The organism is Subdoligranulum sp. DSM 23681, from assembly GCF_057005535.1.
The window spans coordinates 2,688,240-2,701,679 of the sequence record NZ_CM168050.1 but is presented as its reverse complement, the minus strand read 5'-3'; the positions used below and the strand labels follow the sequence as shown (position 1 = coordinate 2,701,679).

General features: G+C 60.4%; 15 protein-coding genes. 5 read left to right on the top strand and 10 right to left on the bottom strand.

Annotation, left to right across the window (positions count from 1 at the left end):
* Nucleotides 1-142: 142 nt before the first annotated feature.
* From AC127K_RS12430 to AC127K_RS12390, 9 genes are all read right to left on the bottom strand, one after another.
* Nucleotides 143-1,546, bottom strand: a complete 1,404-nt coding sequence (locus tag AC127K_RS12430) for an oxaloacetate decarboxylase subunit alpha (protein ID WP_294542712.1) — start codon at nt 1,544-1,546, stop codon at nt 143-145.
* A gap of 34 nt (nt 1,547-1,580) precedes the next feature.
* Complete coding sequence (locus AC127K_RS12425) at nt 1,581-1,958, bottom strand: biotin/lipoyl-containing protein (protein WP_294542713.1); 378 nt, start codon at nt 1,956-1,958, stop codon at nt 1,581-1,583.
* A gap of 36 nt (nt 1,959-1,994) precedes the next feature.
* Nucleotides 1,995-3,317: a carboxyl transferase domain-containing protein gene (locus AC127K_RS12420; RefSeq protein WP_294542714.1), complete on the bottom strand. Its 1,323-nt coding sequence runs from the start codon at nt 3,315-3,317 to the stop codon at nt 1,995-1,997.
* A gap of 141 nt (nt 3,318-3,458) precedes the next feature.
* Nucleotides 3,459-4,214, bottom strand: a complete 756-nt coding sequence (locus AC127K_RS12415; protein WP_483720832.1) for a pseudouridine synthase — start codon at nt 4,212-4,214, stop codon at nt 3,459-3,461.
* A 105-nt stretch (nt 4,215-4,319) separates the two neighbouring features.
* On the bottom strand, nt 4,320-4,754 hold the full coding sequence (ytfJ, locus tag AC127K_RS12410; protein ID WP_294542716.1) for a GerW family sporulation protein: 435 nt from the start codon (nt 4,752-4,754) through the stop codon (nt 4,320-4,322).
* 33 nt (nt 4,755-4,787) lie between these two features.
* On the bottom strand, nt 4,788-5,615 hold the full coding sequence (locus AC127K_RS12405) for a DUF2953 domain-containing protein (RefSeq protein WP_483720831.1): 828 nt from the start codon (nt 5,613-5,615) through the stop codon (nt 4,788-4,790).
* A complete protein-coding gene (gene scpB, locus AC127K_RS12400; protein ID WP_483720830.1) occupies nt 5,612-6,187 on the bottom strand; it encodes an SMC-Scp complex subunit ScpB in 576 nt (191 codons plus the stop codon). The genes AC127K_RS12405 and scpB overlap by 4 nt, the downstream gene beginning before the upstream one ends.
* Nucleotides 6,180-6,926, bottom strand: a complete 747-nt coding sequence (locus tag AC127K_RS12395; protein WP_483720829.1) for a segregation and condensation protein A — start codon at nt 6,924-6,926, stop codon at nt 6,180-6,182. Before AC127K_RS12395 ends, scpB begins: the two co-directional genes overlap by 8 nt.
* A gap of 17 nt (nt 6,927-6,943) precedes the next feature.
* Nucleotides 6,944-7,603, bottom strand: coding sequence for a site-2 protease family protein (locus AC127K_RS12390; protein ID WP_483720828.1), 660 nt, complete (start codon nt 7,601-7,603; stop codon nt 6,944-6,946).
* Between the two features lie 212 nt (nt 7,604-7,815).
* On the opposite strand from AC127K_RS12390, the gene rpmB reads away from it, so the two are divergent.
* From rpmB to AC127K_RS12375, 3 genes are all read left to right on the top strand, one after another.
* Nucleotides 7,816-8,004 (top strand): 50S ribosomal protein L28, encoded by a 189-nt coding sequence (rpmB, locus tag AC127K_RS12385; RefSeq protein ID WP_204645797.1) that lies wholly within the window; start codon nt 7,816-7,818, stop codon nt 8,002-8,004.
* Between the two features lie 94 nt (nt 8,005-8,098).
* The gene (locus tag AC127K_RS12380) at nt 8,099-8,272 is read left to right on the top strand and encodes a DUF4250 domain-containing protein (protein WP_294542939.1); all 174 of its coding nucleotides are present in this window, start codon (nt 8,099-8,101) and stop codon (nt 8,270-8,272) included.
* A 52-nt stretch (nt 8,273-8,324) separates the two neighbouring features.
* Nucleotides 8,325-9,518, top strand: coding sequence for an ATP-grasp domain-containing protein (locus tag AC127K_RS12375; protein ID WP_483720827.1), 1,194 nt, complete (start codon nt 8,325-8,327; stop codon nt 9,516-9,518).
* On the opposite strand, the gene AC127K_RS12370 is transcribed toward AC127K_RS12375, so the two are convergent.
* Nucleotides 9,490-9,729: a hypothetical protein gene (locus AC127K_RS12370; protein ID WP_483720826.1), complete on the bottom strand. Its 240-nt coding sequence runs from the start codon at nt 9,727-9,729 to the stop codon at nt 9,490-9,492. The genes AC127K_RS12375 and AC127K_RS12370 overlap by 29 nt on opposite strands.
* Here AC127K_RS12370 and AC127K_RS12365 point away from each other — a divergent pair.
* Together AC127K_RS12365 and AC127K_RS12360 are read left to right on the top strand one after the other, a co-directional pair.
* On the top strand, nt 9,728-11,503 hold the full coding sequence (locus tag AC127K_RS12365) for an SGNH/GDSL hydrolase family protein (RefSeq protein ID WP_483720825.1): 1,776 nt from the start codon (nt 9,728-9,730) through the stop codon (nt 11,501-11,503). The two genes, AC127K_RS12370 and AC127K_RS12365, sit on opposite strands and share 2 nt — an antisense overlap.
* Before the next feature lie 88 nt (nt 11,504-11,591).
* Complete coding sequence (locus AC127K_RS12360; RefSeq protein WP_294542841.1) at nt 11,592-13,355, top strand: ABC transporter ATP-binding protein; 1,764 nt, start codon at nt 11,592-11,594, stop codon at nt 13,353-13,355.
* The last annotated feature ends 85 nt before the right edge of the window (nt 13,356-13,440 follow it).

The window sequence follows — 13,440 nt, the reverse complement described above, 5'->3', positions numbered from 1 at the left end:
TTACACAGCAAATTTTTCCTGATAGGTATTCAATTTATTATACTACCCACATCGCTGTTTGGCAAGGCAAAGGGCGGCATACAGGCAGAAAAAGCCCCCGCGCCATACAGCGCGGGGGCTTTGGGTTTCAGTCAGCGAAAAATCAGACCGGATGGGACTTGTTTTCGTAGTCCGCATGCTGCGCATCCACACCGTGCAGGCGGGCGTTGCGCTTTTCAAAGAATTTGGGGGCGACCTGCGGGAACATGGCGTAGGTCAGCACGTCCTCTTCCTGGATGACATATTTGGCGGCTTCGGCCTTCATCTTCTCCATCTCGGGTTCCAGCAGGTCCGCGGGACGGCAGGTGATGGGCTCTTCGCCCTTGAGGATCATCTTGGAGAACTCCGGCTTGATGGGCGCGGGAGTCTTGCCGTAATCGCCGTGGACCAGGCCCTTGAACTCCTTCGTGACCATCTTGTAGCGCTCGCCCATGATGACGTTGAACACGGCCTGGGTACCCACGATCTGGCTGGTGGGCGTGACCAGCGGCGGGTAGCCGGCATCCTCACGCACCCGCGGGATCTCCTTGAGCACTTCGTCCAGCTGGTCTTCCTTGCCGGCATCCTTCAGCTGCTTGATCATGTTGGACAGCATGCCGCCGGGTACCTGATACAGCAGGGTGTTGGCGTCCACGCCCAGAACCTTCGGGCTGATCTGGCCGTTGGCAATGTACTTTTCACGCAGCTTGGCAAAGTGCTCCCGCACGATGTTCAGCTTGGCGAGGTCCAGACCGGTGTCGTAGTCGGTGCCCTGCAGGGCGGCGACCAGACTCTCGGTGGGCATATGGGAAGTGCCCAGAGCCAGCGGGCTCATGGCGGTATCAATGATGTCGGCGCCCGCTTCGATGCCCTTCAGGATGGACATGGAAGCCAGACCGGCGGTGTAATGGCTGTGGATATCGATGGGAATGCTGACCGCTTCCTTCAGCGCCTTGACCAGGTCATAGCAGGTGTAGGGCTTGAGCAGGCCGGCCATATCCTTGATGCAGATGGAGTCGGCGCCCATCTCTTCCAGCTGTTTGGCATACTCCACGAAATATTCGTTGGTATGCACCGGGCTCAGGGTGTAGCTGATGCAGGCCTGCACATGGGCCTTTTCCTTGCGGGCGGCCTTGATGGCAGTCTGCAGGTTGCGCGGGTCATTCAGGGCGTCAAAGATACGCAGGATGTCGATACCGTTGGCCACAGACTTCTGCACGAAGTATTCCACGGCGTCGTCGGCGTAATGACGGTAGCCCAACATGTTCTGGCCGCGGAACAGCATCTGCAGCTTGGTCTTGGGCATTTCCCGGCGCAGGGTGCGCAGGCGCTCCCACGGGTCTTCATCCAGGAAACGGATGCAGGCATCAAAGGTGGCGCCGCCCCAGCACTCGATGGAAAAATAACCGATTTCATCCATCGTCTTGAGGATGGGGAGCATCTCGTCGATGGTCATACGGGTGGCCAGCAGCGACTGATGGGCGTCGCGCAGGACAACTTCCGTGATCTGAATGGGTTTCTTAGCCAATCTGATTCACCTCTTTTTCAAACTGCTGCGGGGCTCAGTTCATGGTGCACAGCACATCGCCGGAAGCCACCGTGTCGCCCTTGCGCACGTTGACGCTGGCAATGGTGCCGTCCTGCGGAGCCGAGATCTCGTTTTCCATCTTCATGGCTTCCAGGATCATCAGGGTGTCGCCGGCCTTGACAGAGGCACCGGGCTGGACGCGCACATCCAGAATGTTGCCGGGCATGGGGGCGGAAACGGTGACGGCACCGGCAGCACCGGCAGGTGCGGGCGCTGCCGCGGGAGCCGGAGCAGCCGGCTTAGGAGCGGGCGCCGGAGCAGCAGGGGCAGCGGGGGCCACAGGGCCGCCGGCGGTTTCTTCAACAGTCACATCATAGGCAACGCCGTTGACGGTAACGGTGAGATGTTTCATGACAGAATCCTCCTTGGTATGTATGATCGTGTGATGTTACAGGGTGATGTTGCCGTGCTTCTTGGCCAGACGCACCGCGCGCTTGCTGGCCATCATATCCAGGGCCTGGGCCACGGCGGCACGCACGCCGGCAGGCGCCACGGCGGCATCGGCGGAACCGGCGGCCACGGCGGCGGAAGCGCTGCAGACCTCCGCCTTATAGGCTTCGGCCTTGGCCTTGGTGGCTTTTTCCACATTGTCGGCGGCGTAGATCTCGTCCTTGTACAGAACGCTGACGGCCGTTTCCGGTGCCAGCGGCGCGATGGTGCAGCCGTCCACGGCAATGCGCCAGTCGGCGGACGCGGCGAAGACGGTGTAGATGGGGCCAACGGCCTCACCGGCCAGCACAGCCACCTTGACGGTGGTGGCCTCAGCATACACACCGGCCATACGGGCAGCCTGACGGATACCGCCGGCCATGTCGTCTCCCTCGCTGCGGACGAAACCGTCGGTGTTGACGATGGTCAGCACAGGGATGCTGTATGCATCACACAGGCGGATGAAACGGGCCGCCTTGGCGGTGCAATGGTGGTTGATGGCACTCTTGGCCGTGGCCACGATGCCCACAGCGGCACCGCCCACGGTTCCCAGCGCGGTATATACGGCCTTGCCGTACCCGGCGTAGAGTTCCACCAGGCTGCCTTCGTCGGCCAGAGAAGCGGCCGCGGCAGCGGGTTCATATTTATTGAGGTCCAGCGGCTTGGCGGGTGCGGCGAAATCAAACACCGCAGGGCCGGCCAGGTTGTTGGAGGGCAGCAAAGCCACAATGGAGGCAGCCTTCTTGGCAGCCTGCAGGTCGTCATCGGCCAGGACCGCAGCCACACCGGCGCGGGCGGCAAACTCGGCAGTGCCGGCAATGGACACCTTGTCCTCACTGGTGAACGGTGCGTTCAGGAACAGCTCGGCGTCCTTGCTCATGACGCACAGATCGGCGGCGGCCGCCTGCACGGCGGAGGAACCTGCACAGGTGCCGGTGATCACTGCCACCTGGGGCACCACACCGGAAATCCGGGCGATCTGGCCCATCAGGCGGGAGTTGGCGTTCAGCAGTGCCAGCCCGCTCTCCAGGCAGGCGCCGGTAGAGTTGTAGAAAGTGACAACCGGAGCGCCGGTCTCGGCGGCCATGTTCAGAACACGGATATTCTTTTCGATATCATCCACATCGACGGGACGACCGTCCTGCATCACGGCGTACACGCTCTGGCCGCCCGCACAACCATATGCGGCGCTGACCGGGCCGTCGGCAAACAGCGCGGTATAGTTCCCATCGTCAAAAAATGCGGCAAGGAGTTCTGCCTTGCCAGGTTTCTTTGCAGCCATTTAGTGACCTCCTGTATTGATAGCAGTATGGTTTTCACAATGCCATATGCAATGATTATACTACTTTATTTCCAGTGGGACAAGTGGATTTTGTTCAAATTGCGCGGTTTTTTTCGGATTTTTTTGCAGAAATGCCCCGTGTCAGTCCTTCTTTTTGCTGCCGCCCGACTTGATGGCTGCGTTGCGCAGAGCCGTGACCTCCGAGCGCTTGAGTTCCCGCCATTCGCCGGGAGCCAGCATGCCCAGCTTCACCGGACCTTCAGCGCTGCGCTTCAGGCGGATGACTTCCAGGCCCACGCTTTCACACATGCGGCGGATCTGGCGGTTGTGGCCTTCGTGCAGGGTGATCTCCAGCACGGTGCGGTTGGGCTCATCGGTGACCACATGGATCACCGCCGGGGCGGTCTTGACCCCATCATCCAGCACCACGCCGCTGGACATCTTGACGATCTGCTCCTCGGTGGCGCGGGGACGCACGGTGACCCGGTACAATTTGCCCACGCCGCCGGAAGGATGGGTCAGCAGATTGGCAAAAGCGCCGTCGTCCGTCATGAGCAGGAGGCCTTCGCTGTCCTTGTCCAGGCGCCCCACAGGGTACACCCGACGGCCCACCCCCTTGACCAGATCCATGACCGTCTTGCGGCCCAGTTCATCCGAGGCGGTGGTGATAAAGCCCCGGGGCTTATGCAGCATAATATAGATGTACTTGCGTTTGCGCACGATGCGCACCGTCTTGCCGTCGATGGAGACCTTGTCAAAATCCGGGTCCATCTTGTCTCCCAGGGTGACGGGATGCCCGTTGACCTTGACCCGGCCTTCGTCGATCATGCGCTCCGCCGCGCGGCGGGAGCAGATGCCCTGGTCGGAGAGGACTTTCTGAATGCGTTGTTCTGCCATAATAAAAAATTCCTTTCAAAAAGGCGCAAAGTGGCTTGAAGCCGCCTTGCGCCGTGTGTTTTTGTATGTTGCCCCGGCCCCGGCGCGTTCCGGCCGGACCTCAGGTCAGTTCTGGCTCGCGTCCGCCTGGGCAAAAGCCTCCTTGGCGGCCTCGGTAGCGGTCTCCTTGCTGGGTTTGCCCTTGCCGAGCATGGACGCCAGCTTTTCCACCAGTTCGGGCAGCGCGGCGATGGCGTTGTCGATGGTGGTGGCATGTTCCATCAGCTGCACGGTGCGCACGCCGGCAGGGCTGATGACCAGAAACGCCACCGGGGTGATGGACACGCCCGCACCGGACCCGCCGCCGAACATCTGTTTGCTGGCGTTGGCGCCCACATCCGAACCACCGGACGCAAAGCCGAAGGTGACCCGGGAAACCGGGATGATGGTGGTATCTTCATCCACCTTGATGGGGTCGCCGATGATGGTGGAAGAGTCCACCATATCCCGGACCTTGTCCATCGTGATCCCCATCATACCCTGCAGCGGGTGTTCTGCCATAGTAAATTACCTCCTATATTCCCTACGCGCCGCTCAGGTCAGCGCGCCCAGCTTGTCCTGTATTTCCTCCAGAGGGATATGACCCTTCTCATCCCGACGCATCAGGTAGAACAGGATCAACAATATTATATACGGCCTTGTGCGGATTTGGCAAGAAAAAATCCGTTTTCCCGCCAGCGTACCGGTAAAATCCGGTTCCAGGCGCAGGGATTCGGCCCGGATGGTCAGATATTGTCTGGCCAGCGTAAGCAGATTGTTGCTCAGGGCGATGCGCCGGCCATAGGCCACGGCCGTATCGGCGGCGTCCTCCCCTGTCACGGTCCAGAAGACCTGCAGCTTGTTCACCTGCACACCGCGCAGCAGTCTGGCCCGGTGCGGTGCCAGGGTGCCGAAAAAGATGCGGGCCGCCCCCAAAAGGGCATCCTGTTCGCCGGAAGTCAGCTCTTCCGGCTGCGGTTCCACAGGCGGAAGAGGAGGTTCCGGCTCCTCCGCTCCGCCGGAAGGCTTTTCAGCCGGTGATGTGTGCGCCGGCGGCGGAGAAGATGCCGCCGCGGAAGCGGGCTGTGTCTTTTCCGCCGGACCGGATGAAGTATCGGGAGCGGCGGGTGTTTTTCCGGTCGGTTCTGCGGGCGCAGTTTTGGCCCGCTTTTCTGGTTTTTTCTTCTTGCGGTGGTGCCAGGGAAACAGGGTGCGGCGCAGCGGGCCGGCATAGGCTCCCACCGTTATGCCGGCGGCCGGGGTCCACCGAATGGCCAGCCCCATCGGCGCCAACAGCAGCAGGATCACCGCCGCCAGCACCACCAGCACCAGGACCAGCAGGATACGCCCGACCAGTACCAGCGCTCCCAGCAGAACGGTCATACCAGATTCTCCATTTCCATCTGACGGGGCTCATTGTCTTCCGGGGCTCCCTGGGGATCATCCTCATGCAGGGGCGGCAGATCCGCCAGACTGCCCAGGCCGAACACCCGCAGGAAAGTATCCGTGACCCGGAAGGCCACCGGCTTGCCCGGCAGGTCCAGGCGGCCGGCTTCTTCAATGAGACCGCGTTCCAGCAGTTTGGCCACGGTGGAGGAGGAATCCACCCCGCGCACCTGTTCGATAAAGCTGCGGGAAACCGGTTGGTTGTACGCAATGACCGCCAGCACTTCCAGCGCCGCCGGGGACAGCGGCGCGTTATGGCGGGTATCCAGAATACGCTTGACGATATCCCCGTAATACGGACGTGTGGTCAGCTGCCAGCGGTCCCCTTCAAAGCGCAGCAGGACCATGCCGCTTTCCCGGGCATCGTATTCTCCCTGCAGGGTACGCAGCAGATTCTGGGCCTCTTCGGTTTCAATGCGCATGGCCTCGGCCAGCCGGCCCGCCTCCACGGGTTCCCCGTTGGCGAAAAGCATGGCTTCCATTGCGCCGAGTTTCTGACGTTCATTCATGGGCGGTTGCCTCCCCTGCTGTTTGTTTTCTCTGCCGCGGGTGGCGGGTGCGGTCCATCTGCAGGCTGCCGGAATCATCCACCTTGATGCGTCCGGCACGGATCAGTTCCAGCAATGCCAGAAAGGTGGCCACGTTGGTGCTGCGGCTCTCCTCCCGGCTGAACAGCTGCCCCATCCGGTGAAGGCTGCCCCGCAAAAGGCCCCGCAGCACATGGGCTACCCGGCTGGCCACCGACACAAAAGGAGCCGTGACCAAAGGTTCAAACCGCTCCTGCTGGGGCTTGCGGCGGCGCAGGCTCCGGCCCATCAGGTTGAACCAGGCCTGTACCAGCTTATCCGGGTCCTGGGGACGGGAATATTCCGCGGAACCTTCCAGCGGCATGGGGGCACGCACGGCAGTGTACAGGTCCCGGGCACGGCTGCCCAGCGCAGCCGCCACCTTTTTGCAGACGCTGTATTCGATCAGGCGGCCGGTAAGCTCCGCCTTCATCCGCTCCGCCTCAGGACTGCGGGGCAGCAGCAAGGCACTTTTCATCTGTACCAGGTGCGCCGCCATGTCGATGAATTCACTGGAAAGTTCCATGTGATCCTGCTGCATGGTGGCGATGGCTGCCGTGTACTGTTCGATGAGTTCCATGATATTGATGTCATAGAGGTTCATCTTATTTTTGCCCACCAGATGCAGCAGTAAATCCAGCGGGCCTTCAAAATCTTCAACGTGAAAGGTCAAGGTCTCCATGTAAACTGATATTCCCCTTATAACAGGCCGAAGGCGGCCTCCACAAAACCGGTGGCGTTCATGAACGCCCGGTACACAATATTGACAAAAAAGCCCAGCGGCGCGTTCAGAAGGCCCAGCAGCACCAGAATCAGCACCGCCGCCATGATGTACCGCTCATACTGCATGACCCGGAAATACAGGCTGCGGGGCAGAAACAGCAGCGCAATCCGGCTGCCGTCAAAGGGCGGGACCGGGATCAGGTTGAACACGCCCAGGCTGATGTTCATGGCAATCATATACCACAAAAAGTCCATGACCAGCTGCGGCGCCTGCCCCGCGCTGGCATACCAGACCGCCTTATATATAATGGTAGAAACAAACCCCAGCAGAAAGTTGGAAACGGGCCCCGCAGCCGCCGAAACCGCCATGCCGATCTTCGGGTCACGGAAACGGCGGGGATTGATGCTCACCGGCTTTGCCCAGCCGACCCCGCCCAGCACCATGCACAACGTGCCCAGCGGGTCAAAATGGCGCAGTGGGTTTAAGGATAGCCGCCCCGTATTTTTGGCCGTGGGATCCCCCAGCAGCCAGCTGACCAGGGCATGGGCCGCCTCATGGAACGGGATGACGATGAGCACCACCAGGGCCCGGACCGCATAATCATATAAAACTCCAATGCCAAGCAGGCCGTTCATGGGCAGATTCCTCACTTGTTTGACATATACTTACCTTTGTTATTATACTGTATCCCGTCCCCCAGCACAAGGGCAGACCTGTATTTGGGGGTTGCTTCCTTGCGGAAAGAGCGGCCGGCCGGGGATTATTTTTACAATATTTTGAAAAAACCCTTGCATTTTGCCGCAGGATTTGATATGATAATACAGCTATGTTAAAGGAGGTGCAAGCTATGGCCAAATGTGCATGCTGTGGCAAGGGTGTTGCGTTCGGCATCAAGGTATCCCACTCCCATCGTCGGAGCAATCGTACCTGGAGCCCCAACGTGAAGCGCGTAAAAGCTGTCGTGGATGGGTCCCCGAAGTATATCTACGCCTGCACCCGCTGCCTGCGCTCGGGTAAGGTCACCCGCGCGGTCTGATTTGGATGGAAAAAATGCCGGTCACGGTTTGTGGCCGGCTTTTTCTTCTATATGCAGACTCTTGTACGCGGAACAATGAAAGCGAGGTTTTTCCATGCTGCCCCGTGATCCTATGATCCTGTTCAGCTATGTCAATACCCAGCTGCGTGACCGGCACATCGATCTGGACGATTTCTGCGCGGAAGAAAACGTGGATCGGGCCGAACTGTGCCGTGCCCTGCGTGAAGTCGGGTTTGAGTACGACCCCCAAAGCAACCGTTTTGTGTGATGTGCGGCACCGCGGTGCGGCGGTGTGACCCTTGTGAGGAGGAATTTATAAAATGAATTTCGTGTTTATCTCACCCCATTTTCCCAAAACATACTGGAATTTCTGTGACCGGCTCAAGCGCAACGGCGTGAATGTGCTGGGCATCGGAGATGCCCCCTATGAGGAGATCCCCGATGAGCTGAAAGCCACCCTGACCGAGTACTACCGGGTAGACAGTCTGGCAGATTACGACCAGATGGTGCGGGCCATGGGGTATTTCACCCATGAATACGGCAAGATCGACTGGGTGGAAAGCAACAACGAATACTGGCTGGAACTGGACGCCGCCCTGCGCACCGATTTCAATATCAACACCGGCGCCAAGAACGACTTCATCCAGCGCATCAAGTTCAAGAGCAAGATGAAGGACAGCTACCGCGCCGCCGGGGTTCCGGTGGCACGCCACCACATGGTCTCCACCCTGGAGGCAGCCAAAGAATTCATCAAGCAGGTCGGCTACCCGGTCATCGTCAAGCCGGACAACGGCTGCGGCGCCGAAGCCACCTACAAGCTGGAAAATGAGGGTGACCTGCTGGACTTCTACGCTTGCCGTCCGGAAGTGCCCTACATTATGGAAGAGTTCATCAACGGCACCATCGTCAGCTTTGACGGCGTGGCTGACAGCCATTGCGTGCCCTTGTTCTACACCAGCAACTACTTCCCCACCCCCATCATGGACATTGTGAACACCCAGGGGGATCTGGCTTACTGGACCCAGAAACGGGTGCCCGAAGACCTGCGCAAGGTGGGTTTTGCCACCATCAAGGCTTTCGGCGCCAAGAGCCGGTTCTTCCACTGCGAGTTCTTCCGCCTGAATGAGGACAAGGAAGGCCTTGGCAAAAAGGGAGACTATGTGGCCCTGGAAGTGAACATGCGCCCCGCCGGCGGCTACACCCCGGACATGATCAACTTTGCCAACAGTGTGGACTGCTACCAGATCTGGGCCGACATGGTCTGCTTTGACGAGGTGCGCAGCCTGGACCTGAACGGTCCCCACTACTACTGCGTGTATGCCGGCCGCCGGGACGGCGTACAGTATGTCCACACGCACGAGCAGATCATGGCGCGCTACGGTGCCCGCATGAAGATGTGCGATCGCCTTCCCGACGCTCTGGCCCTGGACATGGGCAACCAGATGTACGTCATCAATGCGGTGACCGAAAAAGAGCGGGACAATTTCATCCGTTTTGTGCAGCAGCGGGTCTGATCCCGGCTGTGAGGCTGCCTGCGGCGGCAAGGCCGCAGGCAGCCTTTTGTTTTATTTTCACAGCTGCAAAGCCGAAAATTTGTAAATCTTTGCCGGAAACATACCGCTTTGGCGCGGTTTTCGTGTTTTTGTTGTTTACAGCGCCGCAGTGGCAGGTGTAAAATGGAACCATTCCATAAAAATCTGCCAACCCGGAGAGGAGAAGCGGCATGAAACGTTCCGTATGCAAAGCACTGGCCGTCAGTCTGGCACTCTGCCTGACCGTCGGCTGTGCCAAACAGGACGCCGGCATGGCCAGCCCCGAAACAGCCGAAACCGCTGCCGTGACCGCCGCCCCTGTGTCTCAACCCCTGCAGACACCCGACCCTGCCGCCGTGGCCGACGGCACTGTGCTGCCCGCCACCGAGGACGCAGGGCGTTCCTATGTGGAGGAGACCCTGTTCATCGGCGATTCCAACACAGCACGGTACATGATGTACGCCGACGAGACCGGTACCGCCTTCACGTCCCTGAAAAACAACATCGGCGTGGTAAGCATGGGTGTGGGCGCCATCACCACCCTGAAGTGCGAACAGTTCAAGGGTGACAGCCAGATGTACACCATCCCCGATGCGGTGGCCAAGCTCAAACCCCGGCGGATCATCATCTGCTTCGGCACCAACAACCTGGGCGGGACTTCCACCGACGCTACCAGCTTCGTCAAGACCTACCGGGAAGGGTTGCAGGCCATTCAAAAGGCCTGGCCTTACGCCGAGATCATCGTGAGCGCCATTCCCCCGCTGGACAAACAGCGGGAAAACACCCGGCTGGACATGGTCCAGGTGGACGCCTACAACGCCGCCCTGGTGACCATGTGCGAGGAGGACGGATACCGCTTCCTCAATTCCACCGAAGTGCTGCGGGATGATGCCACCGGCTGGGCCAAGAAAGATTATACCCTTTCGGACGGCGTGCATCTTTCCAAGGTGGCCGTGACCGCCTACTTCAACTATGTGCGCACCCATGCCAGCCAGACACCGGATCAGCGTCCCCAGCCGCTGGGGACCATCCCCGAGCCGGACGGCGTGCCGCTGGGTCTGATCACCTCCGACCCCATCGCGGTGCGGGGTGCCAAGGTGCCGGTGGAATTTGTGGCCTCGGAAGGCGGTTCCATCAGCGGTTCCACCAGCCAGATGGTCAAGAAGGGCGGCACCTGCTCCACCGTGACCGCTGTGCCCCAAGACGGCTGGAAGTTTGCCTACTGGTCAGCTTCCATCGGGTCCGCCGGGTCGGGCAGTTCCCTCACCTTCACCGTGCCTTCCAACGCGGATGCCGGCGGTGTGGTGGTGACCGCCCACTTTGAACCCGCGGCCCATGACCACAACTATGTGGAAGTGGAAGGCAGCCGCAAGAATCCCACCTGCGAGGAGAAGGGCTATGTAAAAGAAGCCTGCAGCATCTGCGGCGAAGTGCGGGAGGTAGAGCTGGATGCCGCCGGCCACAAGTGGGATGGCGGGTCCGTGACCAAAGAACCGCAGCCCGATGTGGAAGGGGTCCGCACCTACACCTGCACCGTATGCGGCAAACAGTACACCGAACCCATCGCTGCATTGGAAGTGACGTCGCCCCCTGCCACACCGCCCAGCACGGATACCGGCGGCAGCACCGGCACCGTCGAGACCACGCCTCCGGATGGCAACACCGGCGGCGAGACCACCGACCCTGGCAGCGGTTCTACCGAAGAGACCACGCCACCGGTGGAGACGCCGCCTGTTGAGGGCGGAGACGGCGGCGATGGCGGCGACGGCGGCGATGGCGGCGACGGCGGCGATGGCGGCGACGAGCCCGACGGAAATACCGGCACGGGAGAAGGCGGCACCGACGGCGGAGAACCTGCCCCGGAACCCGAACAGCCTGCGCCGGAATCCCCCGTTCCCGAAGAGGTGCAGCCGGACCCCGCCCCGGCGGAAGTGCCTGCCGCAGGCTCGGAAGCTTCCACGGAATAACGACTTTTTCCAAAGATACAATGTTCGACCTTCTCCCTGGCCGACAGGGGGAAGGCTTTTCTGTCAAAAAAGGAAGGAATCATTTTTTATGGACTCCAACACCAAAAATTCGGCCCGGATCTCCCGGTTTCTGCCGTATCTGATGCGGTACAAGGGCATCCTGCTCTTTGATTTGTTCTGCGCCGCCCTGACGACTCTGTGCGATATTGTACTGCCCGCTATCATGCGGTATCTGACCAACGCCGCCACCGATCCTTCGGTGGTGCTGACCGTGGCCACGGTGGGCAAACTGGCCTTGCTGTACCTGGTCCTGCGCATCATTGACGGTGCCGCCAGCTATTACATGTCCGGCACCGGGCACATCATGGGCGTGTACATCGAGACCGACATGCGCCGGGACGCCTTTGCCCATCTGCAGCGGCTGAGCCACACCTACTACAACAACACCAAGGTGGGCCAGATCATGGGCCGCATCACCAACGACCTGTTTGATGTGACCGAATTTGCCCACCACTGCCCCGAGGAATTCTTCATTGCCGCCATCAAGATCGTGGCCTCTTTCGTGATCCTGTGCGGGGCCAGCGTGCCCCTGACCCTGGTGGTCTTTCTCTGCGTGCCCCTGATGATGGTGGTCAGCGTGCGGCTGAACCTGAGGCTGCGGGCGGCCTTCCGCAAGCAGCGGTTCCAGATCGGTGAGCTGAACGCCTCCATTGAGGACAGTCTGCTGGGGCAGCGGGTTGTCAAGGCCTTTGCCGCCGAAGAGCAGGAAAAAGACAAGTTCGAGGTGGGCAACCAGACCTTCCAGACCATCAAGAAAAAGACCTACCACGCCATGGCCGCTTTCAACACCTCCACCCGCCTGTTTGACGGCCTGATGTATCTGGTGGTCATTGTGGCGGGCGGCCTGTTCCTGGTGTACGACAAGATCAGTGCCGGCGACCTGGTGGCCTATGTGCTGTATGTGTCCACCCTGATTGCCACCATCCGCCGCATTGTGGAATTTGCGGAACAGTTCCAGCGGGGCATGACCGGCATCGAGCGCTTCTTTGAGATCATGGACACCCCGGTGGAGATCGAGGATGCTCCCGACGCCAAGCCCCTGCAGGTGGACAAGGGCGGCATCGAGTTCCAGGATGTGAGCTTTGAGTATCCCGACGACCACAACAAGGTGCTGCGCCATGTGAACCTGCAGATCAAACCCGGGGAGAACCTGGCCCTGGTGGGCCCCTCCGGCGGCGGCAAAACCACCCTGTGCAATCTGATCCCCCGTTTTTACGATGTGACCGGCGGCCGCATCCTCATCGACGGGCAGGATGTGCGCCAGGTCACCCTGCACAGTCTGCGGGATGCCATCGGGGTGGTGCAGCAGGACGTGTACCTGTTCAGCGGCACGGTGGCCGAGAACATCGCCTACGGCAAACCGAACGCCACCCGGGAGGAGATCGAACAGGCTGCCAAGCTGGCCGGCGCCGACGGATTTGTGCGGGAGCTGAAGGACGGCTACGACACCTATGTGGGCGAGCGGGGCGTCAAGCTCAGCGGCGGCCAGAAACAGCGCATTTCCATTGCCCGGGTTTTCCTGAAGAACCCGCCTATCCTGCTGCTGGATGAGGCCACCAGCGCCCTGGACAACGAGAGCGAGATCCTGGTGGGCCAGAGTCTGGACGCCCTGGCCAAGGGCCGCACCACCCTGACCATTGCCCACCGCCTGACCACCATCAAGAACGCCGACCGCATCCTGGTTCTGGGCAGGGACGGCATTGAGGAAGAGGGCACCCACGACCAGCTGCTGGCCAAAAAGGGCATCTACTACCGCCTGTGGAACGGTCTGGTCAGCGGACAGACCCTGTAAAAGTCAAGAGGAAAATAGCGCGGGTCTCCCCCGTTTTTGCACAAAGTTTCGGCTGCGTTTTGGTGCGCTTTGCTGAAGCTTTCCT